The 26,916-nt window shown below is 33.9% G+C and carries 23 protein-coding genes; 3 read left to right on the top strand and 20 right to left on the bottom strand.

All coding sequences use genetic code 11. From position 1 onward, the window contains the following. Positions 1-125 precede the first annotated feature (125 nt). Positions 126-3,119, top strand: a complete 2,994-nt coding sequence (locus C8C83_RS10160) for a T9SS sorting signal type C domain-containing protein (RefSeq protein ID WP_158598147.1) — start codon at positions 126-128, stop codon at positions 3,117-3,119. Between the two features lie 114 nt (positions 3,120-3,233). Here the strand turns inward: C8C83_RS10160 and C8C83_RS10155 are convergent, their stop codons facing one another. The 8 genes from C8C83_RS10155 to C8C83_RS10120 form a co-directional block, all read right to left on the bottom strand. Continuing rightward, positions 3,234-4,403, bottom strand: a complete 1,170-nt coding sequence (locus C8C83_RS10155; protein WP_121328357.1) for a beta-ketoacyl synthase N-terminal-like domain-containing protein — start codon at positions 4,401-4,403, stop codon at positions 3,234-3,236. A gap of 253 nt (positions 4,404-4,656) precedes the next feature. Beyond that, on the bottom strand, positions 4,657-5,928 hold the full coding sequence (bioA, locus tag C8C83_RS10150) for an adenosylmethionine--8-amino-7-oxononanoate transaminase (protein WP_121328355.1): 1,272 nt from the start codon (positions 5,926-5,928) through the stop codon (positions 4,657-4,659). A gap of 127 nt (positions 5,929-6,055) precedes the next feature. After that, the gene (bioD, locus tag C8C83_RS10145) at positions 6,056-6,673 is read right to left on the bottom strand and encodes a dethiobiotin synthase (RefSeq protein ID WP_121328353.1); all 618 of its coding nucleotides are present in this window, start codon (positions 6,671-6,673) and stop codon (positions 6,056-6,058) included. A 177-nt stretch (positions 6,674-6,850) separates the two neighbouring features. Then, a complete protein-coding gene (locus tag C8C83_RS10140) occupies positions 6,851-7,465 on the bottom strand; it encodes a hypothetical protein (RefSeq protein ID WP_121328351.1) in 615 nt (204 codons plus the stop codon). Further along, positions 7,455-7,958, bottom strand: a complete 504-nt coding sequence (locus C8C83_RS10135) for an RNA polymerase sigma factor (RefSeq protein ID WP_121328349.1) — start codon at positions 7,956-7,958, stop codon at positions 7,455-7,457. Before C8C83_RS10135 ends, C8C83_RS10140 begins: the two co-directional genes overlap by 11 nt. A gap of 7 nt (positions 7,959-7,965) precedes the next feature. Beyond that, positions 7,966-8,829 (bottom strand): TraB/GumN family protein, encoded by an 864-nt coding sequence (locus tag C8C83_RS10130; RefSeq protein ID WP_121328347.1) that lies wholly within the window; start codon positions 8,827-8,829, stop codon positions 7,966-7,968. Between the two features lie 391 nt (positions 8,830-9,220). Then, on the bottom strand, positions 9,221-9,628 hold the full coding sequence (locus C8C83_RS10125; RefSeq protein ID WP_121328345.1) for a DUF2007 domain-containing protein: 408 nt from the start codon (positions 9,626-9,628) through the stop codon (positions 9,221-9,223). A gap of 3 nt (positions 9,629-9,631) precedes the next feature. Next, a complete protein-coding gene (locus tag C8C83_RS10120) occupies positions 9,632-10,768 on the bottom strand; it encodes a pyridoxal phosphate-dependent aminotransferase family protein (protein WP_121328343.1) in 1,137 nt (378 codons plus the stop codon). A gap of 184 nt (positions 10,769-10,952) precedes the next feature. Between C8C83_RS10120 and C8C83_RS10115 the strand changes: the two genes are divergently transcribed. Further along, positions 10,953-11,789, top strand: coding sequence for a DUF2975 domain-containing protein (locus C8C83_RS10115; RefSeq protein ID WP_121328341.1), 837 nt, complete (start codon positions 10,953-10,955; stop codon positions 11,787-11,789). 2 nt (positions 11,790-11,791) lie between these two features. Continuing rightward, positions 11,792-12,001 (top strand): helix-turn-helix transcriptional regulator, encoded by a 210-nt coding sequence (locus tag C8C83_RS10110; protein WP_121328340.1) that lies wholly within the window; start codon positions 11,792-11,794, stop codon positions 11,999-12,001. Positions 12,002-12,154: 153 nt separating this feature from the next. On the opposite strand, the gene C8C83_RS10105 is transcribed toward C8C83_RS10110, so the two are convergent. The 12 genes from C8C83_RS10105 to C8C83_RS10050 form a co-directional block, all read right to left on the bottom strand. Further along, positions 12,155-12,436 carry a hypothetical protein gene (locus C8C83_RS10105; RefSeq protein WP_121328338.1) on the bottom strand — a complete coding sequence of 94 codons (282 nt, stop codon included), beginning with the start codon at positions 12,434-12,436 and terminating at the stop codon, positions 12,155-12,157. Between the two features lie 35 nt (positions 12,437-12,471). Next, positions 12,472-12,753, bottom strand: coding sequence for a hypothetical protein (locus C8C83_RS10100; RefSeq protein WP_121328336.1), 282 nt, complete (start codon positions 12,751-12,753; stop codon positions 12,472-12,474). A 37-nt stretch (positions 12,754-12,790) separates the two neighbouring features. Beyond that, positions 12,791-13,036: a hypothetical protein gene (locus tag C8C83_RS10095; protein ID WP_132011738.1), complete on the bottom strand. Its 246-nt coding sequence runs from the start codon at positions 13,034-13,036 to the stop codon at positions 12,791-12,793. A gap of 722 nt (positions 13,037-13,758) precedes the next feature. Beyond that, positions 13,759-14,040 (bottom strand): F0F1 ATP synthase subunit epsilon, encoded by a 282-nt coding sequence (locus C8C83_RS10090; RefSeq protein ID WP_121328332.1) that lies wholly within the window; start codon positions 14,038-14,040, stop codon positions 13,759-13,761. Between the two features lie 81 nt (positions 14,041-14,121). Beyond that, positions 14,122-15,633 carry a F0F1 ATP synthase subunit beta gene (atpD, locus tag C8C83_RS10085; protein WP_099709938.1) on the bottom strand — a complete coding sequence of 504 codons (1,512 nt, stop codon included), beginning with the start codon at positions 15,631-15,633 and terminating at the stop codon, positions 14,122-14,124. Positions 15,634-15,867: 234 nt separating this feature from the next. Continuing rightward, complete coding sequence (locus C8C83_RS10080) at positions 15,868-17,424, bottom strand: SGNH/GDSL hydrolase family protein (protein ID WP_121328330.1); 1,557 nt, start codon at positions 17,422-17,424, stop codon at positions 15,868-15,870. A gap of 84 nt (positions 17,425-17,508) precedes the next feature. Beyond that, entirely contained in the window at positions 17,509-20,355 is a 2,847-nt protein-coding gene (locus C8C83_RS10075) for a TonB-dependent receptor (RefSeq protein ID WP_121328328.1), read from the bottom strand. Positions 20,356-20,657: 302 nt separating this feature from the next. Beyond that, the gene (locus C8C83_RS10070; protein ID WP_121328326.1) at positions 20,658-21,374 is read right to left on the bottom strand and encodes a hypothetical protein; all 717 of its coding nucleotides are present in this window, start codon (positions 21,372-21,374) and stop codon (positions 20,658-20,660) included. 23 nt (positions 21,375-21,397) lie between these two features. Further along, entirely contained in the window at positions 21,398-22,324 is a 927-nt protein-coding gene (locus C8C83_RS10065) for a hypothetical protein (RefSeq protein ID WP_121328324.1), read from the bottom strand. Positions 22,325-22,471: 147 nt separating this feature from the next. Further along, a complete protein-coding gene (glmS, locus tag C8C83_RS10060; RefSeq protein ID WP_121328322.1) occupies positions 22,472-24,322 on the bottom strand; it encodes a glutamine--fructose-6-phosphate transaminase (isomerizing) in 1,851 nt (616 codons plus the stop codon). Positions 24,323-24,331: 9 nt separating this feature from the next. Then, positions 24,332-26,032: a DUF4270 domain-containing protein gene (locus tag C8C83_RS10055; protein WP_121328320.1), complete on the bottom strand. Its 1,701-nt coding sequence runs from the start codon at positions 26,030-26,032 to the stop codon at positions 24,332-24,334. Positions 26,033-26,053: 21 nt separating this feature from the next. After that, positions 26,054-26,860 (bottom strand): glycogen/starch synthase, encoded by an 807-nt coding sequence (locus tag C8C83_RS10050; RefSeq protein WP_041520305.1) that lies wholly within the window; start codon positions 26,858-26,860, stop codon positions 26,054-26,056. Positions 26,861-26,916: the final 56 nt, after the last annotated feature.

Here is a 26,916-nt window from a genome sequence, read left to right as displayed (position 1 = left end):
AGCTCTAAATCTATAACCAACTCTACAAAAAAACCAAGCCCACCATGCTCCATAAATCACTATTGCCTAATCATACATTTTCTATATCGAAAATCGTACTGTTTTTTTTATTGATTTCTTTCAAGATGTCGAGTCAAACCAAAATAACAACAATATATACAGACTGGAATGGCTACTGGAAATCAAATGGCGTAACTGCTGCCGGAAACAGACCTGACACCGAAAACAATTTACTTGCTTTTGAATGGAATAGCAAAACATATTCAACAGGAGTAAATGACAATATCCTAAATGGAAAACCTATAACGTATAGCCCACAAAAATTTAGAGCACTAAAAATTCAAACCCTAGGTCTGGACGCAAATTCCATGTATTTTTTACAAGGTTCAAAAATAGACGGAGATGACGCAATCACAAAATTAATTCCGCCACTTGCAGGAGCGACGTCAACAGGCGCCGAACTTGCTTCCCGACTTACAGATGGTATTAACGGTTTAACTCTTGGAACGGGTATTGCCAATATAAAAGCAGGTTCAGCAGAATTTAAAGTGGGAACAAATAATCTAAACCTCAGTGGTCTTGGCGATAATATTCCTGATTTAATTGTAACACAAGTAGCAGAGCCGGGAGGTAACCCAGATACTTTCAAATTTGTAGACAAAGACAATAATATTGTCGGTCATGCCTTATCTACAAATTTTGGTTCGATGTCAGCTATTGGTACTTACAGCCTGGATTTATTCCGCGCTGATAATGCTGCCAGAGCTTTTACACCAGCTGCAACCAGAGACATTCGAATGCTGGCAATTGAAACCAGCGAATTTGGTATTACAGCAGCAAATGCGGCAAGTGTAGATCGTTTTGTAGTTACTTTTTCCGGAAGTTCAGATTGTGCTTTTATCGCTTTTAATACCAATTCACTAAAAATAGCCGAGCTAACTTTGGTTACAAAAGGTACATTAACATCTTGCGGGAAAGCTGGAGACAAAATAAACTACACCTTCGAGGTAACCAACACCGGCGAAGTTCCTATCACTGATATTAAAGTTACCGATGCCTTAACCGGAATAGCAATATCAGGAAATCCTATTGCATCATTGGCTGTTGGCGCAAAAACAACGCTAACGGGAGTTTATACCATTACCGCAGCAGATGTTACTGCAGGTAAAATTATAAACACAGGAAAAGTTACCGGAGTCGATCCATCATTAAACACCGTTGAATTTAATAATACACCTACAACGACATTTTTGTTAACACCGCCAACGATCACTAGTTTTACAAATACCACATGTACCACTTTGGGAACTATTACATTAAGTGATTTACCCGCTAGCGGAACATGGACTGTTGAAAGAAGTCCGGGAGCAGTGAAAACTACGAGTTCAGGAACATCAATTACGCTTACAGGAATTCCGGCTGGAAAATATACTTATAAAGTTTATAATTCCTGCTTCATGTCTCCGTCAAGCGCTGAAGTTACCATTACAAATCAATCTTCTACAACCTGGGACGGAACCACATGGTCAACTGGTGATCCAAATGCGACCAAAAGTGCCATATTTGCCGGACCTTTTACAATAACAGCAGACATAGAAGCTTGTTCTTGTACCATTAATTCAGGGGTTAATATAATTGTTCCTGCAGGACGTACTTTAAACATTAAAAATGCACTTAATGTTGTCTCTGGAGGATCTCTAACATTTCAGAACAATTCAAGTTTATTACAAACTAATGGAGTTACCAATGCAAACACCGGCAATATTATCTATCAACGTAATACACAACCTGTTCGTCGATATGATTTTACTTATTGGTCAACGCCAATAACAAATACTGCCCAACCTTATAAGCTTAAGGACTTATCTCCGGGTACTTTATTAGACAAGTATCAGAGCTATAATTCGACATCATCATCATGGAACATTCATTTAAACGGATTGAAAGATATGGAACCTGCTGTAGGTTATGCAGTAAGAGCTCCGCAAACTTTTTCGATTACTGCTCCTACAGTTTATCCGGCAGTCTTTACAGGAGTTCCTAATAACGGTAATTATTCAGTTGCGATATATGGTGCAAAATGGAGTTTAATAGGAAACCCGTATCCATCAGCAATAGATGCAGAAAAATTTATTAAAATTAACCATGATGCTTCACCATCTGTAGATGTTGGATCACTATACTTTTGGACGCATAATTCCCCTCCAAGTAGTTTACCTTCAGCAGGTGGTTCATATGATTACACCAGTAACGATTATGCCGTCTTTAATTTATCCGGCTCAACGGGAACAGGCGCAACACCTCCTCCATCAGGCAAAATAGCTGCCTGTCAGTCTTTCTTTATGTTGGCTTCTGCTCCGGGTGTTGTTAAGTTCACAAATGATATGCGTATAAGCGGAAGCAATAATGAATTTTATAAAACTACAAAAGTAAATGAGCTCGAGAAAAATCGTATTTGGTTAAATCTTACCAGTAATCAGGGAGCTTTCAAACAAGTTTTGGTTGGTTATATCGAAGGCGCAACAAATGACTGGGATGTTAATTATGATGCTGCTACAAATAATGGTAATAGTTTTGTAGATTTCTACAGTATCAATCAAGCAGATAAATTGATTATTCAGGGACGTGCTTTACCATTTGCAGATACAGATAGAATTCCGTTAGGATATAAAACTACTGTTGCGGGTGATTTCATAATTGCAATCGATCATGCTGACGGATTTTTCAATAATCAGGCAGTATATCTGGAAGATAAAACAACTGGAAAAGTTACTGACTTAAAAGCAGGTAACTATACTTTTACAACTGCGATTGGAACTTTTACAGACCGTTTTACAATTGCTTATACCAAGAAAACTCTTGGAACAGGAGATTTTGAAAACACTGAAAACGATCTTTTAGTTTCTGTAAAAGAGAAAGTGATTAAAGTAACTTCTACTAAAGAAAACATTAAAGAAGTTGCTATTTATGATATCACCGGAAAACTTCTTTATAATAAGAATAAAATTGGCGCTACTGAACTACAAATACAAAACCTTCAATCAAGCACTCAGGTTTTATTGCTAAAAGTTACTTTAGAAAATGACTTTACAGTAACCGAAAAAATAATATTTCAATAGGAACCTAACAATATAACGTTAAGTATCTTCAAAAAATAAAAAATCCATTCCGCAAAACGGAATGGATTTTTTATTCATCTTAATGATATTATTGAATCTCTCTTAAAGTATAAATTATCGTTTTTCGATTAAGATACTAACGGCATTTCCTCCAAATCCAACAGCATTTATTAGTGCTTTCTTAATTGGTTTTCCAGATTGATTTTGTTTTTCTCCAAACGGAACTCCAATAAAAGTGTCGTTTTGCATCATTAAAAGGGCAAGTTCTAAACTCAATATTCCCGAAGCACCAAAAGTGTGTCCAATCTTCCATTTATTAGTAGTCAATAATGGCAACTTAGATCCGAAGACTTTTTCGATAGCGCGCAATTCTGTTAAATCCCCTTTTATTGTTCCAGGCGCGTGCATTACAATTACGTCAATATCTTCTAAATTTTCATCCTTCAAAGCCATTTTCATTGATTTCTGAAAACAATCTGCCTCCGCAGAAATCGAAATATTATGTTCCAAAATCTCTGTCGCATATCCAACTCCGGTTACATAAGCGATTGCATTTTCTTTTTCGCCAGCTTCCAGACAACAAACCGCAGCACCTTCACCCAGAATCATAGTGTTTTGAGTTTTCTCAAAATCAAAAGCCAGATTTGGCCAGTCTTCTTCTGTTTGATTAATACGTGAATAAATCTTTAAAGCACGCATTTGTGCAATCGTAAAATCTGTTAAAGGAGCTTCACTTCCGCCAACCAAAAACTTATCAGCCATTCCTGATTTTAACCATGCAAAACCGTTTAATAAAGAATGTAGCGCTGTTGAGCACGTTATAGAATGTGAAATCTCTGGACCAACACTTTGCAAATCGTGCGCAATCCAAGACGAAATATTCCCTAAAGTTGTTGTTGGCGATGCTAATGTCTGTGCTTTTCCGGTATCTAAGTATTCTTTATAATGCTTTTCGAATAAATCTGTAGCGCCACGAGACGAACCTATATTAATTCCAAAAACATCATTTGATTTCCATCCCGCCTGTTCAACCGCTTTTCGAGAAGCTGCCAAAGCAAACAAAACCGAATCGTCTAAAAATTTATATTTAATATCCGATTCACGGACTTCAGCAATAATTTGTTTTGATTCAGCACTTAAAGAAGCAACCGAAGTTTCTTGTTGATCTAAAAATTGTCTCGTAAAACAATGTTCGTTCTCCAGATATTTTTCCCAAACGGCATCAGCACTATTTCCTAAAGGAGAAATAGACGAAAAAGCTGTTATAGATATTTTTGTATTCAATGTTGTGATATTTTTAATCGCAAAGTTCGCGAAGTTTTATGAAAGATGGCACGCTGATAACACGGATTAAACTGATTATCACAGATTTTAAATTAATTAGCAAAAATCTCTTTTATCTGATTCATTCTTTAGTCAAATATTATACAATATTAATTTAATATCTAAATTTTGTAAAAAATTGAACTTTGATCTAGCCAATTAAAATTAATAATCCGCAGAAATCCGCCACATCCGTTAAATCCGTAGGCTAAAATTATACCATTTCAATAGCTTTTTCAATTGTTTTATATACTTTCTGAAGTTGTTCATCTGTCATAATATACGGCGGAAGAATATAAACTATATTACCAACCGGTCTCAAAACAATACCATTTTCGATAAAGAAATTATAGAGTTTTGTTCGCATTGATCCGTAATAACTTTCCTCTGAATCTGATTTAATTTCAACCGCAAAAATAACCCCCAGAGTTCTGGCAGTAATTACTTTTGAGTGCTTTTCAATTTTCTTTTGAAAGTTCAAATGACTTGCGTTGATTCTTTGAATATTGGCTTGCATTTCTTCTGTTTGCAACAAATCAATACTTGCCAGCGCTGCCGCACAACCTGTTGGATTTGCTGTAAAAGTATGTCCGTGGAATAATGCTTTATTAATATCATCATCATAAAAAGCATCAAAAACCTCTTGCGTAAATGTTGTAATTGCCATTGGGATTGTTCCTCCGGTTAGCGCTTTAGACAAGCAAATCATATCCGGAACTTCCGAAACATAATCCATTGCGAAGGTTTTTCCTGTTTTACCAAAACCTGTCATTACTTCATCGGCAATAGTCAGGACTTTATTTTCGTTACAAATCTGGATTAATTTTGCCAAAGCTTCCGGTTCATACATTACCATTCCTGCTGCACCTTGTACCAAAGGTTCGAAAATAAATCCGGCGCAATTATGATTTTGAATCACATTTCGCAAAGCATCAAAACTCTCTTGCTCCTGCCCTTTTACCGGCACCGGAATTCTGACCACATCAATAAACATTCCTTGAAAAGCTTGTGTATAAAATGAAATTCCGCTTGCTGCCATTGCCGCAAAAGTGTCTCCGTGAAAAGCATTTTCGAAAGCAATAATCGTAGTTCGTTTTTCGCCTTTATTAAAGAAATATTGTAAAGCGACTTTTATCGCAACTTCAACTGCAGTTGAACCATTATCAGAAAAGAATATTTTTTGCTGATTTTTCGGCAGGATTTCAATAAGTTTCTCCGCTACATTTATTGCAGGTTCATGTGTAAAACCTCCAAACAAAACGTGTTCTAAAGTCGTCAATTGTTTGTAAATCGCATCTGCAATAATTTTATTACTGTGTCCAAACGGATTTACCCACCAAGAAGCAATTGCGTCAATATATTCTTTATTGTTCTCGTCCCAAAGCAATGCGCCTTCACCTCTGGAAATCGCGATTGGAGTTTGTGACGTTTTGTGTTGTGTATAAGGATGCCAAAGATATTGGCTGTCTTTTTCTGTTAATGTCATAGTAGTGAAATGTTTTTTGTGAGATGTGAGATGTAAAATTCTGTCATTTACTTTTCACAAATTACTTTTACAATTTTAGTTTCAAATGCATAAGATGCTTTCCTTTTTACATTTTACAAACCACATTTTACAATTTTAATAAGTTCTCTCTAAATAAATCGGCATATTCTCTAATGACATTTTGATCGAAATACGGTTCTTCGTCAATTCTTCCAATGCTTTTTATTCCTGTTTTATTCAGAATCAAACTTTCGGTAGATTTGTTTTCGCTTCCGCTAAAGATAATCCCGGCAACTTCAAAACCACGATTTCGAATTGCTTCGATCGTCAATAAAGTATGATTGATACTTCCTAAATAATGTCTCGAAACCACAATTACTTTATAATCGGGTTTGATCAAATCTACAATTGTATCTGTTTCATTTAGCGGAACAAAAATTCCTCCGGCACCTTCGATTACTAAATGATTCTCCGTTTCCGGTTCTTTTATTTCTTTTAAATCAATTGTAATTTCATCTATTTCTGCAGCCAAATGCGGACTTGCAGGCGTATTTAGCTTATAAGCGTTTTCGAAAATTTTAGATTTTTGATTGGAGATTTTTGATTTGATCTTGTGACTGTCTGAGTTGTCAAGATCACCTGCCTGGATGGGTTTCCAATAATCAGCTTCTAAAGACTCAACAATAATTGAGGAAGCTATGGTTTTACCAACATCCGTTGAAATTCCTGTTACGAATATTTTCATAATGATATGGACCGCAGATAACACTGATTGAACAGGTTTACCGCGGATTTATTTTTTTATTTGCAAAAACCCAACAAGATAATCGGTGTAAATCTGTTCGATCCGTCATATCCTTGAGCCATGATGCAAAAATACCAATAAACAATAAACCCATCATTACGATGGGTTCTGTTTTTTCTATTCTTCTTTTAATTCGTCTATCACTTTCCTGATTTCCTGAGCATATTTACCGTAAAACTTTTTCACCCACCATTCCAGAGAAATCCCCATGAACAACATGCTAAAAACTATAATCGAGAACAAAGAGATTAATTGATAATTGGTAAACTCTTTAGAGATAAAACCCGGAATTTTAGAAAACTCGAAGCACAAAAAACTAATTAAATAAAGAATCAAAAACGGAGTCAAAGCAAATCCAAAAGTTTTATACAATTCCATATTAAGTCTTATATCAAAATAAGTCTCGTATAAATTGTCTTTTGTTTTTAAAGTGATTGAGCTCAATCTTTTGTAAAACACATAAAACTTTAGTAAATAGTAAATACACACTGCCACATAAAAACTAAAAATTAGATAATAGTAAGTCATCATTTTTTCGGGAAAACTGTACATCAATGGCACAAATCCAACTAAAATAATAGAAACGATCTGGTAAATAAATTCATTTTTAAGATTTTTCCTGATTCTGTCTAATGGTGTATTTGCTTCTTGTATTTTTTCTAAATTACTCGGAAGAACGACATTTTCAGTCTTTTCGTTGTTCCAGGCGTTTTGTATATCGTTAAAATCCATATCCTTGATTTTTAATAATTTCTTTTAATTTTTCTTTTGCCCTGTTCAATTTCACTCTGGCGTTTCCTTCAGAAATTCCAAGATTATCTCCTATTTCTTTGTGTGAGAAACCTTCGAGTTGATAAAAAATAATCGCTTTGTCTATTTTTTCCAGTTTTTGAACAGCTTTATAAAAGTGATCAATCTGACTTTCTTTTATATGCGAATCACCTTCGTCTTCTTTAATATTTTCTGAAGCGATTTCGTATTTATCCACCTTTCGTTTCTCTTTTTTAAGAAAAACAATTGCAGTATTTACGGCAACGCGATACATCCAGGTCGAAAACTGACTTTCATTTCTAAAGGATTCATATGATTTCCAAAGTTGACAAACAATCTCCTGAAACAAATCTTGTTGATCATCATGATTATCCATATACATCTTAGAAACTTTGTACAAGATTCCTTTGTGCTTTTCGATCCGATTTAAAAATTCTTGCTCTTTTTCTTTCAAAACAATACTATTGCATTACTGGTTTCACTGTATATCCTGCTTTTTTCAATAAATTAATTAATCCTAAATCACCAGCCAAATGTGCCGCTCCAACTGCTACGAACAAACTCTCTTTTTTCATCATTTCAGGCAAAATCTTTCCCCAATTTAAATTTCTGTCGTCCAGCATATATTTTTTGGCTTTTGCATTCATTATATTTTCAGCCGTTGTATTTTTATATAAAGATTCTAAGTTTTCTTGTTTATAGTCTGTCACCAATTGTTTGGTTTCTTCAACATCTGATTCTTCAAGCATAGCAATCATTTCTGAATCTGAATAAGCATCATCCAACGTTTTAAACTGAGATTTTACGGTTTCTAATCCGGCAATTTCCAGATTTTTAGCCTTAGCTTTTTCAATAAAATCCATTTCATAGAATTTCAAATCATTACAACCAAAAGTCTTCATCGAAATTAAACTCATCACCGTCACTAAACTAAAAGCATCTACTTGCTGAATAGTCATTCCAGCTGATTTTTTCAATATCGCATCCAATTTAGATATTTGTTCCGGACTTAATTTTTTAGTTAAAGGTTCTTTTCCCATCGCCAATTGCTGCATTTCTGCCATTTCTTTTGGGTCATTAAAATTGATTTCCAAAACTAATTTCTCAGAGGCATCAAATACTTTTTTTGTTTTATCCGAAAGGAAATAATCACCTGAACAAATCATATGAATCGTTCCGTACAAATAAGTTGGTTTTGACAATCCGTTTCCTGAGACTTCCCACAAAAGAGAGTTTTCAAGTTTTGCAGATTTTATCTGTGCTCTTGCTGTTCCACTAAAAATAAGTATAAATAATAATGCTATTAATTTGAATAAATTTTTCATTTTGTCGATTGATCTAAGTTGATGATTGAAACTCTTTACGGTTTGCGATTTTGATTACGACTCGTAAGTAATGGAATCGTCAAAACGTTACAAAAAAAATTGAAAGTTTTTTAACACTGGGATTTCGCTCACAGATGACGCGGGTTTAACGGATCTTTACTGCTTTTTTATTCTTGCTAAAAACAAAGTTGACACTATGTTTTCCTGAATACTTTATTGTAGATTTTTTAAGTTTGACTTTCTGTTATTGGTGTAAACTAATCTTTTGAAATCTGGGGTTTCACCGAAATTTAAAACCAATGGGGCACCCTGAGCGATCCCGAAGCTTCGGGAGAAGGCTCGCTAATTGAAATGGACTTCGACTTCGCTCAGCCTGACAGTCATATTAAAACTAATTAAATTCAAATTTACACTTATTGCATTTATACCTATGTTTTGCATATAAAGGCAACAAAACAAAAAGCAATGAGAAGAGAAAAGCAAAAAATGTCTTATTATCTCTTATCGTGGTTACCATTTCAATTTCTTCAGCACCACAATTTGGGCATTTAAGTAGCCTATTATTTTCATCGAAGGAAAATTGACTAATATCTGATAAAATTATATTTGCTTTCTCGAAGTCTTCGCTTTTTACAAAAAGCTTGACTCCTCCAACAGCATTGCTCCAAATAGGATTTGAATCTACTATATTATTATCGCGCAAGTAAACTTCAATCCCTTCAGATTCTAATTTTCCACTAAAAATCTGTGCTTCCGATGAATATTGGAAACTTTTAACTAATTTAAAATTTTCTTCCATGATTTAAAATACAAAGTCTCTTAACAACTCCAAAATCTGATTAATTTCTTCCTCTGAATTATAACTGTGAATGCAAAAACGAAGGCGTTCTTGTCCTTCCGGAACTGTAGGCGAAAGTATTGCCTTTACATCAAAACCTTTATCTTGTAGTTGTTGCGCCAGACGTTTTACATTTTCGTTACCCGGAATTATTGCTGATTGTATGGCTGATTTGCTTCGAACAAACATTGGCTTTAAGCCTAATAAGTTTTTCTGCTGGTTAAAAAGCACAATATTTTGACGCAGTTTTTCGATTGTTTCTGCTTCTAATTCGAGTTGATGATACGCGGTTAAAATTGTAGAAACCGAATGTGGGGATAATCCTGTGGTATAAATAAAGCTTCGGGCAAAATTTACCAGATATTCTTTAAGTTCTACACTTCCTAAAACGGCAGCGCCATGACATCCCAAACCTTTTCCGAAGGTCATGATTCTTGCAAAAATCCTGTTGTGCAATTCGAGATATTGCATCAAACCTTCGCCTTTTTCTCCAAAAACACCCAAAGTATGTGCTTCATCAACTACAAGATAACAATTGTATTTTTCAGACAGCATAACAAGTTCTTCTAAGTTTGGAGAATCTCCATCCATAGAAAAAACAGTTTCGGTAACAATATAAATGGTTGTATTGGGAAATTTTACAATAAGACGTTCTAAATCTTCAAAATCATTGTGATTGAATTTATATGATTTTGCGTTCGACATTACGATTCCGTCCCGAATAGAAGCATGACTTAATTCATCATACAAAATAACATCGTTTCGCTGCGGTAAAGCACTAAAAAAACCAACATTGGCATCATAACCCGAATTAAAGATTAAAGCCGATTCAGCGTCATGAAATTGCGCAATAAAGGTTTCGGCAATTTGGTATAAGGAATGGTTTCCCGAAATTAATCTTGAACCTGTCGCTCCATTTTGAATAATATCATTTTCGATTAGATAATGATGTGCCTGTTTAAAAATAGCTTCAGATTTTGAAAATCCAATATAATCGTTTGAAGAAAAATCGACAAGATTATTGAAACTTGGCAATTGTCTTAACGAATTATTTTGCTTTCGATTTTCGAGCTTTTGAATCAGGTTTTCGGGTAATTTCATAAAAGCAAAGTTAGAAAAAAATAAAGTGATGTGACGTTAATTCACTAGACAGAAATACATTCTACCAAGTTTTGATTAATCGAAACAAAATTCACCATAATAAAAAAATTATCGTTTATTGATTTTTTATTATTGTTTATCGATAATTTTAATATATTTACATCCAATAAAAATCTAAAAAGTTATGAAAAACAACAACAGATTAGTAACAGTGCTTTATATTATATCACGATTAAGTTTTCGCGCTTTTCAACTTATTCTATTATTTGCCTTAATTTTTGAATGTATTCCAGATGGAAGTTTAGGAGGATTCAATTCTACCACCCATCATTCAAAAGGATATTTAGTAAAAACCCAAATTCAGTTAAGCATTCCGGACACAGTAATTTTTTACAACAATAAAGAAACAGGAACAAGTGGATCAGCCGCAAAAACAAGCAATAGTGAATACAATGCTATTTTTAATAAAATAAAAAACGATAAAAAATTAAGCAAAACCTATCAAATCAATAATTTTGATATTTATAATTCTGGTGATCATGATTTTAATGCTAAAAAGAAATTTGATAATATAGAACCACAGGGTGTCAGTTCTGATTTTAATGTTCTAGTTAATCCCAAAAATTACTTTTTTAAAGCTGCTATGTTAGTAAAAAATTATCTAGCAATACTTTTAGCGTTATTTGTCAGCTATCATCTTATGCTATTATTTAAACAGTTAAGAGCTAACTTTGCATTTGATCAATTATTAAATAACAGGATCCAAATTATAGGATATTCGTTTATATCATATCAAATTATAAACATGATAATTAGTATTATAACAACGCAATATTTATCAACTATAAGTTATTATCATTATATTCCAAAAGTTGAAAATTCAAAATTTCAATTCATGAATCTTAATACATACATTGAATATAACTGGCAAACGCTGTTTATGGGATTATGTTTGGTAGTTTTAGCAAAATTATTGAGCTATGGATACGATCTACAAAATGAAAATGACTTAACAATATAATTATGCCAATCATCGTAAATCTTGATGTAATGCTTGCGAAAAGAAAAATGCGTTCAAACGAATTAGCAGAACGAATTGGCATTACTACAGCCAATCTTTCTGTCCTGAAAACAGGAAGAGCAAAGGCTATTCGGTTTTCGACTTTAGAACTTATCTGTGAAGTTCTTGAATGCCAACCCGGAGATATTATGGAGTTTGTTAAGGACGAATAATTTTTTAATTAAAAAGTATTGTTCTCATCTTACATCAAACACTATACAATTAGCAAAATATATAAATTGAAAATAGTACAAACAAAAAAGCCATTCGCCGCAGCGAATGGCTTTTTAATTTATTTTCAAATAAACACTTTACCTATTAACAGATTAATAAAGTGTGTAGGTAACGGTAGTGCTTGTAGTATTATTAAAATTATAATTTGTTGTAACTGGCAATCCACGACGAATAAGATCGCGTTCTACAGCAGTAATTGGCGACTCGCAACAGCTATTCCAAGAACAGGTATACGTAGGTCCAAATACAACAACTGAAACTTCAACTTCTTTTTGATTCATTGAAGTTTTAGCAACATAATCAGAACTTGTAGTTAGAGACATTGTCCCAAAACCTAATGCTATTAGCAGCATTCCTAAAAAAACTTTTTTCATAGTAAATTCTTTAAATGTTTAATATTTTGGGTGTATTAAAAAATATTATAAGTTACAGTAGTACTTGTGGTGCTTTTAATTATAAAATTAGTACTTGCTGGTAGCCCTCGCGCCGCAATATCACGCTCAATAGTAAAAATCGGTGACTCACAGCAACTATTCCAGGGAATGGTATATGTAGGACCAAATGTAACTTTTGCAACTTCAACCTCTTTTTGGGACAGTAAAGTTTTAGCAACAGAATCAGAACTTGTAGTTAGAGACATCGTTCCAAAACCTAATGCTAATAATAACATTCCTAAAAAAACTTTTTTCATAATAAATTATTTTAAAATATTAATATGCTAACAAATATTACCAAATTGTATAAGTAACAGTAGTACTTGTGGTACTATTAATAGTAAAATTAGTTGAACTTGGATACCCGCGTTTAGCTAAGTCTATGTAAATAGGCGTAAGCGGTGATTCACAACAACTTTTCCAAGGAATTGTGTAAGTAGGACCAACTACAACTTCTTTTTGATTCATTGACGTTTTGACAACATACTCAGAACTCGTAGTTAGAGACATCGTCCCAAAACCTAATGCTACTAATAGCATTCCTAAAACAACTTTTTTCATAATAATGTTTTTAAGTGTTAATATACTTACAAATATATCAGATATGCAGCAAAAAATTTGCATATTTTTTGCGTGTTTTTCGCATATTTTGTTAATTTTCTGACATATTTATGATTAAAGATGCGCTTTCCTTGCATATGAAGTATAAAAAAGCTCTACATTGATATCTAACTTTTCATCTTTATTTTAAAATTCTCTCATATTATTTTTTTCTTCTTTGTTGCGACTATTTTTGTTTTCATTTCTAATATTCCAAAAGAAACTCCTCTTATTGATCTTCACAAAGGAAATCAGGAAATCACTGCGATTTCAGATCCTGTTCAAAAAGAAAAAATAATACACGTTATGAACGAAAAGAAAAAACGCTTCATTTCATGAGAAAGTACTCAAATCTAATGGCGATGATGGCTTTACCACTTACTGGCTGTTTTATAAAAAAGAAAACTAAAACTATACAGAGCATCTGGCAGCAGGAACGTAAATGTTAGGCTTTTGTATATTGAGAAATACGCTTTTAATTTTCCCGATTTCTGTTTTGTTCTATCCATCACGCAATTATCTCCGGATTAACTTTAAACGCATATGTTTCCAGCAGTTTTTGGGGAATAATACAAAAATAGAAAACCATCACTTCAAAATAAACAAAAACAAAAAAGCCATTCACTTAGTGAATGGCTTTTAATATTTATTCTAAAATTGTTTTAGTCAACTAATACAATAATTTTATTGTCTTTCATCTCGATAGTACCTGACGTAATCTCTAATGTATAGGTTTGGTCATTTACTTTCGTGAATTTACTCGCTACCTCTTTAGGGAAATTGAAACTTGACGCTGCAATTTTAATAGTTCCTTTTTCTAAAATAGAAACAATAGGAGCGTGGTGATTCAATATTTGAAAGCTTCCATCAACTCCAGGCAATGTAACGGCTGTTACTTCTCCTGAAAATAATTTTGCTTCTGGTGATACTATTTCTAAAATCATCTTTTTTTAGTTATGAGTTATAAGTTATGAGTTATAAGTGAGTTGATACTCATAATTTATAACTCATAATTCATAATTATATTAAGCTTCAGCTAACATTTTTTCTCCAGCTTCGATAGCATCCTGAATAGAACCTTTCAAGTTGAAAGCTGCTTCTGGAAGGTGGTCTAACTCACCGTCGATAATCATGTTAAATCCTTTGATAGTATCTTTAATGTCAACCAAAACTCCAGGAATACCTGTAAATTGCTCCGCTACGTGGAAAGGTTGAGATAAGAAACGTTGAACACGACGTGCTCTGGATACTGATAATTTATCTTCTTCAGATAACTCTTCCATACCTAAGATCGCAATAATATCTTGCAATTGTTTGTATTTTTGAAGAATCTCTTTTACTCTTTGTGCACAGTCGTAGTGCTCATTTCCTAAGATTTGAGGAGTCAAAATTCTTGAAGTAGAATCTAACGGGTCAACCGCTGGATAAATACCTAGCTCAGCAATTTTACGAGACAATACTGTTGTAGCATCTAAGTGAGCAAACGTTGTTGCCGGTGCCGGGTCAGTTAAGTCATCCGCAGGAACGTAAACCGCCTGTACAGATGTAATAGATCCTTTGTTTGTAGATGTAATACGCTCTTGCATAGCTCCCATCTCTGTTGCAAGAGTTGGTTGGTAACCTACTGCAGAAGGCATACGTCCTAAAAGTGCTGATACCTCAGAACCTGCTTGTGTAAAACGGAAGATGTTATCAACGAAAAACAATACGTCTTTACCTTGATCAGTTCCAGCTCCATCACGGAAATACTCAGCGATAGATAATCCTGAAAGTGCTACACGAGCACGAGCTCCAGGAGGCTCATTCATTTGTCCGAAAACGAAAGTAGCTTTAGACTCTCTCATTCCTGGCATATCTACTTTAGATAAATCCCATCCTCCATTTTCCATAGAGTGCATGAAATCATCACCATATTTAATAATTCCTGACTCTAACATCTCACGAAGTAAGTCATTTCCTTCACGTGTTCTTTCTCCTACTCCTGCGAATACTGAAAGTCCACCGTGACCTTTTGCGATATTGTTGATTAACTCCTGAATCAATACTGTTTTACCAACACCTGCACCACCAAACAATCCAATTTTACCTCCTTTTGCATAAGGCTCGATCAAATCGATTACTTTAATACCTGTGAATAAAACTTCTGATGAAGTTGACAAATCTTCAAATCTAGGTGCTTGTCTGTGAATTGACAAACCGTTTTCTCCTGTTTTTGGCAAGTTTCCTAAACCATCAATTGCATCTCCAATTACATTAAATAATCTTCCATATACATCTGGACCGATTGGCATTTGGATTGGATTACCAGTTCCAACTACTTCATATCCTCTTGACAAACCGTCTGTAGAGTCCATAGAAATGGTACGAACAGTGTTTTCTCCAATGTGAGATTGCACTTCTAGAACTAATAATGTTCCATCTTTTTTAGTGATTTCTAGTGAATCATAAATTTTTGGAAGTTCAACATCTTTACCGTTGAAAACTACGTCAACTACTGGTCCAATGATTTGAGCAACTTTTCCTATTACTTTTGACATTACTTATGTATTTATTAAATAGCTATTTAGGTTTATCGAAAATACCTCTTTTTTCAGAGCGCAAAGATAATTTTTTAAAATATAAAATCAATTTTTTTTTATAAAAAATACTATTATTTTGTTTGATTCCTAAAACTCAGGCTTCAAATACAGAAAAAAGCATTTTTTACCAAAATAAAAAAAAGCCACTACATTTTAGAAATGCGCGGCTTTCTTACTAAAAAAAATTTGGCTTTACGGTAATACTGCAGGAAACAAAACCTGATATTTACTTACGTCTACACCTTTAAGGTTTGATCCGTATTTTAAATTAATTGCCTCTATAAATTTATTTGCAATCAAAGCATATCCTCTTGGAGAAGGATGAACTCCATCTACAGAAAAAGCTGCTCCGGTTACAAATGTAGAAGTCAAAGTGACATTATTAGTCGTTATTCCGTTTGTCGTACCTAATTGATCCATAATTGCTTTCGCATCTACAAATGCTAAATTGTTCGCGTCAGACGCTGCTTTAATTGTTGCATTATAAGCCGTAGTAGCCACTTCAATCTCTGCTACTTCGCTTGGCAACAATACATATCTGTCAGGTAAAGGAAAAGTAACTCCTAATTGCGACAACGATGGCGAAGGCGAAGCAACTCCATCAGCCGCTACCGACGGAACTTTACCAATTCTTGAAGAAGCACTTAAACAAATTAAATCAGTTGGCTGCGTTTGTCTTGCTCTTCCAAAAATCTGTCCTAATACTGTAGCAGTAGTAGCATCTAATCCGCCGCCCATTAATACCGCTTTTAAACTCGCAGACAAATCAGGCAAATTTTCATCTACCATAATCATTGGGTTATTCCCGGTTGTAGACAAAAGTTTGATTCTATCTCCCTGACCTAAATAAGCCAACGCACCATGTATAGGTCCGTATAATTGCGCATTTAACGTATTAACCATACTAACTCCTCCAACAGTTAAACTAGCCTGACTTAATTGATTATAAGCTATAACATGAAAATAAGGAAGTGTCGTTACAACAGGCAAATTAGCCACAACGCCTTTTTTTCCACCAGCTACAAGCTGATCAACTAAAGCTTTATATGCACCGTCAAAAGTAGCAGGAGGCGTTAAAGGGTTTACGGCAGGATCTCCACCTGCGGTTGCATAACCTAATTCATCATTTCCTCCAATCCATAAGGAGAAAAAAGTAGGATTCTGACTTAGAGCATCTGCTAAAACTGTTGTAGTTGCACTTGAAGCAAAGCGAGCAAAATATGGATTTGCCGTTCCCACAGCTACTCCTGCAGGATTACCATAACCAGGCGCCAACAAGTGAAAACTTTTAGCCCCAGGCACTCCTAAATTATTAAAAGATCCAGACAAGTGCGCTGTAACTTCAGTTGTTGGTTTTCCACTTACAGGATCAACACTTGAAGCAGGATGCTCTGGCGTTATAACATTATTAAAATACAAACGAGGTCCGGCAATAACATTTCCTCCTAATAAAAGCCCTCCTATATTATCATTTGCAAAAGGCGTTTTAAACTCACCTCCACCTACTAAAGCAAATTGCTGTGCTAATAAATTTGGATAAGCTCCTTCTTGTCCTTTAACAAATAAAGCATTCCCACTAAATCCTGCAGCAAAAGAATCTCCTAATGCAACGTATTTTGAAAAATTAGCAGAACCCGCTGTCAAAGGCAATCCATCAGATGAATCTACTACAGTTGTAGCATTGTCATCACTATTACAGGCTCCAAAGGTCAACGAAACCAATAAAAGCCATTTGAAATTTTTTATCATAATTTATATATTTTAAAATTATCACTTTCTAAATCCTACTTAAGAAAAGTAAATAACATATTTGTTTTATCTGAGATTTTGCAATTACGGATTGATTGTCCAGGAAGCAAAATATTGCTGACCAATAGCTCCTGCTCCAATTACCTGAGTATATTCTTTTCCTCCAATATTTGCTGCTCCTATTTTGAAAACAGATTTCAATACCGGCACCGCATAATTAATTTGCGCATCAATTACTGTAGCCGATTTAATTAAACCGTCAGCAAAACTTGATTCCCACATGTATTCACTATTCCATCTTCCGCTTACATTGAATCCGAAGTTTTTGAATAATTTCTCATTTCCAATAGAAGCTTTAATTCTGTGTTTTGGCGTATTAAAACCAGCTTCAAAACTTGGATCTTTTGCCTGATCAAAATCAAATTGAGCATAGTTATAGTTTAATCCTAATTCAAAATCAGCAATTACTTTTTTAGAAAGTCCAATACCAAAACCTAACGAATGAATTTCAACATCTGAGTTTGTATATAATTGATATGCTCTATATTCTCCGTTTTGGATTGCACGTACTGATTGAAAACCTTTATCTGCTGGTGATGGAGGAACTCCAGGACTACCAATGTTTGGACTATCCTGAGCTTGTCCATAATAAGTGGAAATAACATTAAGGTTACCAATAAAGTCATTGTAAATATTATAATAACCGTTTACATCTATAGAAAAACCTTCATAAACAGAACGATATCCTAACTCAAAAGCTTTTACTTTTTCCGGTTGCACCAAATTTGCTCTCGCTTTTTTCAGTAATTTAACTGCTTCGTATGGATTAGTTCCTGCCATTGCACCAAAAGCTGTTACTGAACTTGCGATATAAGAATTATCATAAGCATCATAACCTGTCATATTTTTTGTTGCCTGTCCACCATTATATGCCTGACCTTCGGCACTTACATTAAAAGTTTCACTAAATCTTCCTAAGTTATCCGGAGCAGAACCTAACAACACAGCATTTCCAATATTAAATCCAATGTATTGATCTTGTGTCGATGGATTTCTGAAACCTGTTTGAAAAGATCCTCTGAAATTATGATTCTTCTTTTCTCCTCCAGAATACACAAGTGCTAATCTAGGAGAAAAATTTCCGTCGAAATTTTTTGATTTGTCATAACGAATAGATCCTGTAAACTTTAGTCTATCGTCCATGAATTTTTTAGCTAATTGTGTATAAGCTCCATATTCATTATAATTGATAGGACCGTTTGCATCTGTATAGATTCTTCCGTGAGAATTCAACTCATACAATCTAAAAGATCCTCCAACCTGAATTTCAGCCCATTTTATCATTTCTTTAAAGTTATAATTGGCATCTGAATGGTAAATTCTTGAATTATCAACTAATTTAGAACCTGTAAGCACGCTTTCGTCATTGATTACCTGATTAAAAGCATTTTTAAACGCTTGCGATCCCGGCACGTAACGTCCTGTGTCAGCTGTACTTCTTGCAATCGAATGTGCCTGTTCCGGAGTAGCTCCGCCTAAAGTAGACTGAATATATGCACCCGCGTATTGACCAAACCATGTTTTATCATCTTTCCATTTTCTATCTACATTAATTCCTGTAAACACCATATCATATGAGTTACCACCATCTTCTGATGTTGTATATCCTCTTAAAAAGAAGTTCTTTCCTTTAAATTCTAATTTATGTTGTTGCATTGCAAAGTTGTTCAGATAATATCTGTTTGCTCCCTGATAAACAGCGTTACCAAAACCAAATTTACTTTGCCAGATAATTTCTAATCTTTCATCTCCAAAAGGTCTTCCATGAAATGAAAAATCTATTTTGGTATTACCTGCTTTATTATCTGTAAGATCTGTTTCTTTATAACCAGTTCTACTAACATTTGTGCTTGGCAATAAATTTACAGCTGCAGCAGGAATCAATCCTAAACTTGCCAATGATTGCCCTACTCCTTTTAGGTTTGTAGAAACCTCATCACCATAAACATTTATACCATCATAATTTGGATTACTTCTGTCGATTCCGGCAATTGTTTTATCATTATAATCTGTTGCATACCAATCAGTAGCTTCCATATAAGTAAAGTTAGCTTTGACAGCAATATATTTATTGAACGCATGAGCCATTCTAATCCCAAAATCATAATATATGTTGTTACCAGCAGCATTTTGAGAAGTTTGCCCCATTTTTAAGTAAGTCGAAATCCCCTGACTTGTAAACGGACTTTTACTGTTCATAAACAAAATTCCGTTGAAAGCATTCGCTCCATATAACGCAGAAGAAGCTCCCGGTAGAAGCTCAACACTCTGAACATCTATCTCAGAAACCCCGATCATATTACCAAGTACAAAATTCAACAATGGAGATGAGTTATCCATTCCGTCAACCAATTGCATAAAACGAGTATTTGCTACAGTTGCAAAACCTCTGGTATTTACAGATTTAAAAGTCATACTACTGGTATTCATCTGCACCTCTTTCATATTCTCCATACCGTCGTAAAAAGATGGTGAAGCAGTTTTTTTAATATCCTGAATTCCCATTCTCTCAATGGTAACCGGAGATTCTAAAACACGTTCAGGAGTTCTTGAAGCAGAAACTACAATTTCATCCAGTTTATTTTCTTCATCTTTCAAAACCACATCTATCTTTTGGTTAGCCGATGTAACATTTACCGTCTTAGAAGTAAATCCAACCGCAGATACTTTAATAGTAAATGGCGGCTTAGTTGAAGTAGTCAATTTAAATGTCCCATCAAAGTCAGTAGAAGCACCGCTGCGATCTCCTACAATAACAACGTTGGCACCAGGAATAGCTTGTTTGTTACCGTCAGTAACAGAACCAGTAATTGTATTCTGCGCAAAGGATATTCCGCTGAAAAACAACATAATTAGTAAATACACTCTCATGTTAGGTTTGTTTTTGGTTAGTTTATATAGCCAAAATACAAATATTTTTAATATTAATAAAAAAACGTTAAAATAAATTAATATTTAGCATGTTTTTAGTTAGTATTTTAACTATTCGTCAGTTCGATTTATTAAATTAAAATCAAACATCAAACACACAAGTCACAAATTACTATGCATACATATAATTTTTAAGAAAAAAAATAAGGATTTAATAAAAATACATGGGTAAGAAAAAAAATATGGTAATTAAAAAAAGCAAGACATAAATCTTGCTTTTTTAACACTTTTGTAATCTTAAATTATCTTGTGTGTACTTCTACTTTTTCTAATCTTTTTTGCAAATCGATTATTTGTTTATTCTGATCAATCATATACAAAGTCATTTCTTCTATTTTCTGCAGTAATTTAGCATTCATCTCACCCAGATTAATTCCATTTTTTAAAACATCTTCTTCACTTGGAATATTTTCCAAATGCCCTTTCTCAGCAATATGTTTTTCAACTTCTTGAAGTGTTGGCAAATTGTATTCTTTTTTAAAAACAAAATCTGCCCAGCCTGTAGCCTGTACTTTTATTTCTCGTGCTGCAATTGAACCTTCAACTGCAAGTTTATGAGTTCCTGTTGTTATTGTTCCAATACCAACATTACCATTTGGTGAAATTCTCATTCTAATTTCTGCGGATGCACTAACCCCGTCCCACGTTAACAAACTAATGCCTTTATTATAATTTCCGTGAGATGTTCCTTGAATCATCAATTCTCCATAATTATTAAAAGGAAAAATTCCAGTTCCATCTTCAGGGAATCTTCTTGATCTGTAAATAAGTGGCGTTGCCCAATATGCATTAGTTGCGGTCCACATTGCATTACTTAAATCAGTTTTAGGAATTGTAGTTGAAGATGCATTAATCGCATTTACACTCCCATCTGTTGATGTAATAATACCTTGTGAAATACTTTTTTGAGAGCACAGCAACAATAACAAAACAATAGTTAATTTAAATACTTTTTTCATTTTACTTTTTTCATTTTACTTTTTTATAGCTTATTCCCTTTTTCCAACTTTTCTAAACGCTTGTCCTGCTCAATTACATACAAAGTTAATTCTTCAATTTTCTGCAAAAGTTTAATATTCATTTCAGACAGATTGATTCCATCTTTTTGCATTTCTTCTGCGGAAGCAATTTCAGGCAAATGTTTATTCTCTTTGATGTATTTATCTAAAAAGTCCAAAGAATTGAGTTTATAATCGTTCTCAAAAACAAAATCGGCTCCGGCGTCCACAGTCACTTTTACTTCTCTTGAACTTATATTTCCTGCAACAGTAAGCTTTTCTGTTGGATTTGATGTCCCTATTCCCACATTACCATTTTGAATTGCCTTAATTGCAAGCAAAGCTCCAGTGGCGGTAAAATTATTTCCTACATACAAATCCCAATCTGTAGTCATTGCCAAAAATTTTGAAACAGTCTGATCATTTCCAGCTAGACTCAATGCAGTAAAAGCACCATTAGAATTTAAAGAAACGACTTTTATATAAACCGTAATAGGTGCTGTAGTGGTTCCATAAGTATTAATTGCTCTAATACGAAATCGTGGATTTGACGATTCTGTATTACAATCAATTGTAAAATTTGTTTGCAGACTTACATACGGATTATTATTTGTACGCCCGACTTCTCTCCACAATGCGGGATTTGCATGAGATAGAGAAGCCAGATGTGTAGCCCCTGCCGCAATATTGCCACGTGAATAATTTATAGAAATTTGATAATTACCACTTGCCCCCGCAGATAAAGGGCTAACCTTTACAAATTCAACATAATCACCAACATTATATCCGGCAGGAAAAGTCACTGCCCTTTCATATTCATTAACAAATACTGCACTGCTGAAATATTGCGATTTGGCCGCAACCTTTATAGAGCATAAAATAATGAAGGATAATATAAAAAAGTTTTTCATTTGCAAAAAATTTAAATTAAATATTTTCTTACAAATATATACTTATAATCTAAACCTTACGTAATTTAAAATTAAATGAAAAATAAGCGCATAAAAAAAGCGAGACTTACGTCTCGCTTTTAAATACTATATAGAGTTTTATAAACTTTATTCTACAGTAACTGATTTCGCCAGGTTACGTGGCTGATCAACATTACATCCTCTCATTACTGCTATGTAATATGACAATAATTGCAACGGTATAGTTGTAATCAATGGAGATAAAGCATCCGAAGTTTCAGGAATCTCGATTACATAATCGGCTAATTCACGAACTTGCGTATCACCTTTAGTAACTACAGCGATGATTTTACCACTTCTTGATTTTATTTCCTGAATGTTACTTACAATTTTATCATAATGACCTTGTTTAGGCGCAATCACGATAACCGGCATATGCTCATCAATAAGCGCAATAGGACCGTGTTTCATCTCTGCAGCAGGATAACCTTCAGCATGAATATAAGAGATCTCTTTAAGCTTTAAAGCTCCTTCTAACGCTACCGGAAAGTTATATCCACGACCTAAGTACAAACAGTTTGGAGCATCTTTAAAAGCTGCCGCAATTTCTTTTGCTCTTTCGTTAGTTTCTAATGCCTCAGCTACTTTTTCAGGAATTATTTCTAATTCTTGCAAGTACGTATGAAAATCAGTGTTTGACAATGTTCCTTTAGCTTTTCCTAATCGCAAAGCAATCATCGTTAAAACAGTAATTTGTGTTGTAAAAGCTTTAGTCGAAGCTACTCCAATTTCTGGTCCTGCGTGTGTATAAGCACCTGCATGACTTTCTCTCGAAATAGAAGAACCTACTACATTACAAACTCCAAAAACAAAAGCACCGTTTTCTTTTGCCAACTTAATAGCCGCCATAGTATCTGCAGTTTCTCCAGATTGAGAGATTGCAATAACTACGTCATTTTTATTAATGATAGGGTTTCTGTATCTAAACTCAGAAGCATATTCTACTTCAACCGGAATACGGGTAAACTCTTCAAAAATATATTCTGCTACTAAACCTGCGTGCCATGAAGTACCACAAGCTACAATAATGATTCTGTCAGCGTTTAAGAATTTTTCAAGATTATCCTCAACACCTGCCATTTGAACAATTCCTTCATTTGCATGAAGTCTTCCTCTGTAAGTATCTTTTATAACACTTGGCTGCTCGTAGATCTCTTTAAGCATGAAGTGATCATAACCACCTTTTTCAATTTGCTCCAAATTCATTTGAAGTTCCTGAATATAAGGATCTACTAAAGAGTCATCTTTTATTTTTCTAACTTTAAGAGGTTTGTGCAATCTGATATTTGCCATTTCACCGTCTTCAAGATAAATTGCATTCGAAGTATATTCGATAAACGGTGAAGCATCAGAAGCAATAAAAAACTCTCCTTCTCCAACTCCAATCGCTAATGGACTTCCTAATCTTGCAGCCACAATTTCATTTGGGTTCTTTTTATCAAAAACTGCAATTGCATAAGCACCTACAACCTGATTTAAAGCAATCTGAACTGCTTTACCCAATTTAAGACCTTCTTTTTTCTGAACCTCTTCAATTAAGTTCACTAAAACCTCAGTATCTGTATCCGATTTAAAAGTATAACCTCTTTTTTTTAATTCTTCTTTAAGCGGTGCATAATTCTCAATGATTCCATTATGAATAATAACCAACTCACCTGAATTTGAAAGATGCGGATGTGAGTTTACATCATTTGGAACTCCGTGTGTAGCCCAACGAGTATGTCCAATTCCTATACTTCCATTCGTTGTAAAATTATCTTTTGCTTTTGTTTCAAGATCTGAAACTTTACCTTTTGTTTTACAAAGTTTTATTCCATCCTGGTCATCATACAACATAACACCAGCACTATCATATCCTCTGTATTCGAGTCGTTTTAATCCTTTGATTACAATAGGATACGCCTCTCTATGACCTATATATCCAACAATTCCACACATATATATTTATTAATTTGGTTTCGTGTAGTAAATCAGAAGTTTTAATTTCTTATCTGCATCAGCCGCAGAAACATTATTACCATATAATATTGTTCCTAATGGCCCCATAACTGAACCTCTTGGCGCTTCTGAAATAACATCATTTTTCAATCTTAATTTGTTCGAAGAAACAATATCAATTCCTTCAGTTACTGATAAGCCCAATCTGACATTTTTTATAGTAGCATCTTTTATAAGATTTCTAATATGTTTGGTAACCCGAACTTTATAACTAACTCCCTTTTTAGTAGTTGCATCAAGAGCTATTATACCTCCAAAAACAGCTCTGTTTTGTTTTGGATCTATAGCATTAGTACTATTATCAACATAATCAGCAATAATTGTATTATTGTCCAGATCGTATAGATAAACTCTTTTTGGCTCTCTTTCTGCAGTTTTCATTTTATCTGCATCAATATAAAAAACTATGTTAGCCTCGTTAACCAACCATTTTTTAACAATAACGTTATGTCTGATTTCGTCTAATTCGTCTGAAACACCGTTAGGTTTATTTTCCAGCTTATTATTACTATCATATCCTATAAGGTCTGTTTTATCAAAAAGATTAATAACAGCAACTGATCCCTGACCTCCTTTTAGATAAAGTCTGTCATCACCGGTATCTTTATTTCTATTAGCTAGTCCATTTGAATAAGTAGAACTCTTAGCATCTTTTAATAAACTTGTTCCCGCGCCTGTCAAATTAATTGTAATAACTTTATCTTCTGTTGTTTCACCATCAGTCGTAATTGCTGTTTTAGCCTTATACTTTATGGTAATTTTAGCTGGTCCGGCAGGTTTTAAAAAATCTAAGAATGCCATATTTGACGGACTACCATCCACCGCTTTTTCAACCTGAAAATACAAACCTTTAAAATACTGCTGAAAAACATCATCCGATGAAAGATTTGCAGCCGTCGCATTTAAAATTTTAGCCTGAAAAAAAGCCTTATTCAAATCCAAATGCATTTGTGGTGCAGAATATTGATACGTATACGTTTTAATAGCAGCATTAGCATCTACTACAGTTGAATCTACCGTTTGTTTTGCACTAAAAACGAAGTTATCATTCTGTGATTTGTCTTTAGAATCATTTAACGGAATACCAAGCTTTTTAGTATTAAAATTCACCTCACCTGCTAGTGGAGGTGTATTTGTATCCTGATCACTATAATATAACTTTCCTAATAGAGAACCATTACCATCATAATAGCTACTGTACATTTGCGCTCCGGATTCGTAAACACTAAGTTTAAGTTTTCCTTCTTTTGGACCATAAATAGAATCCAGCGCATAAACATTACCTCCTTTTGAGTCAACAGCAGTTGCATGGCTAAAATAAGGTACTGTAAGCACTACACTTTCTATAACAGGGCTTTCACCAATAGTTGGTTTATAAGCAGTTAATCCAACCTGAGAAACAAAATTCCCGGTAGTTTCTCCAAAAACAGGGTTATCATAAATCCCTAAACTATAATATGGCAATCCATTTGACTGAATAGGAGTTACTTCCTGGCTAAATGCCGTAACACCATATTGCTCCGGAACTAAATCAAAATGATTATCACCAATTAATTCATCACCGATAGCGTTAAAATCTTTATCGCACGAATACAAAAGAACAACAGTTGCAACTAATAGAATTTTCTTAATAAAAGAAGTATTATACATGTTTAATAATAATGTTAATTTTTAAAGACCCATCGTTTTATAGAAATTTGTATACGCTTCAGCGAATGCATCTTTCGTGGCGAAAGGTAAAAAAGGTTTTCCTGAAGATTCTATAAATTTTGTTAAACTTGGAGATACATTCTCAGATGCTATAATCACGGCATCAGAATGTAAGATACTAGCCTTTAAGATATTCTCGTAATTTGGGGTTTCTAAATCAGCAACTGATTCATGTGGAACGCCGTCAAATTTAACTTTGTTTATCATTTCCAAATCTAAATTTTCGTCAAAAGATTGCCCATAAACAGAGGTTACAATCTTAGTTTCTGAAAATAAAGCTTCATTTTTGTAATAATGTTTCATGTAAATTGGCAACATAGCTGCAAGCCAACCGTGAACATGGATAATATCAGGAACCCAATTCAATTTTTTTACTGTCTCAACAACTCCTTTTGCAAAAAAGATTGCTCTTTCGTCATTATCAGGATACAAAACACCTTCTTCGTCAGCAAAAGTTGCTTTACGCTTAAAATATTCATCATTATCAATAAAATAAACCTGAATTCTCTCTTTAGGAATTGAAGCTACCTTAATAATCAATGGCATATCTAAGTCATTCACTACCAAATTCATTCCTGAAAGTCTAATAACTTCATGTAATTGGTGTCTTCTTTCGTTGATATTTCCATATCTTGGCATGAAAATTCTTATTTGTCCTCCTTGATCGTTAATCATTTTTGGAACGTCATAAGACATTAAAGAAACTTCATTTTCAGCCAAATAAGGCACGACTTCAGATGATACATATAATATCCTCTTATCTTTCATAATAGTATTTTACTTAATTTTTGGTAATAAAAACGTTGCAAAATTACAAAAATTTA

This window comes from Flavobacterium sp. 90 (assembly GCF_004339525.1).
In the GTDB taxonomy this organism is placed as follows: Bacteria; Bacteroidota; Bacteroidia; order Flavobacteriales; family Flavobacteriaceae; genus Flavobacterium.
Note: the sequence above shows the minus strand (reverse complement) of the source record. Positions and strands in the feature narration are given on the sequence as shown.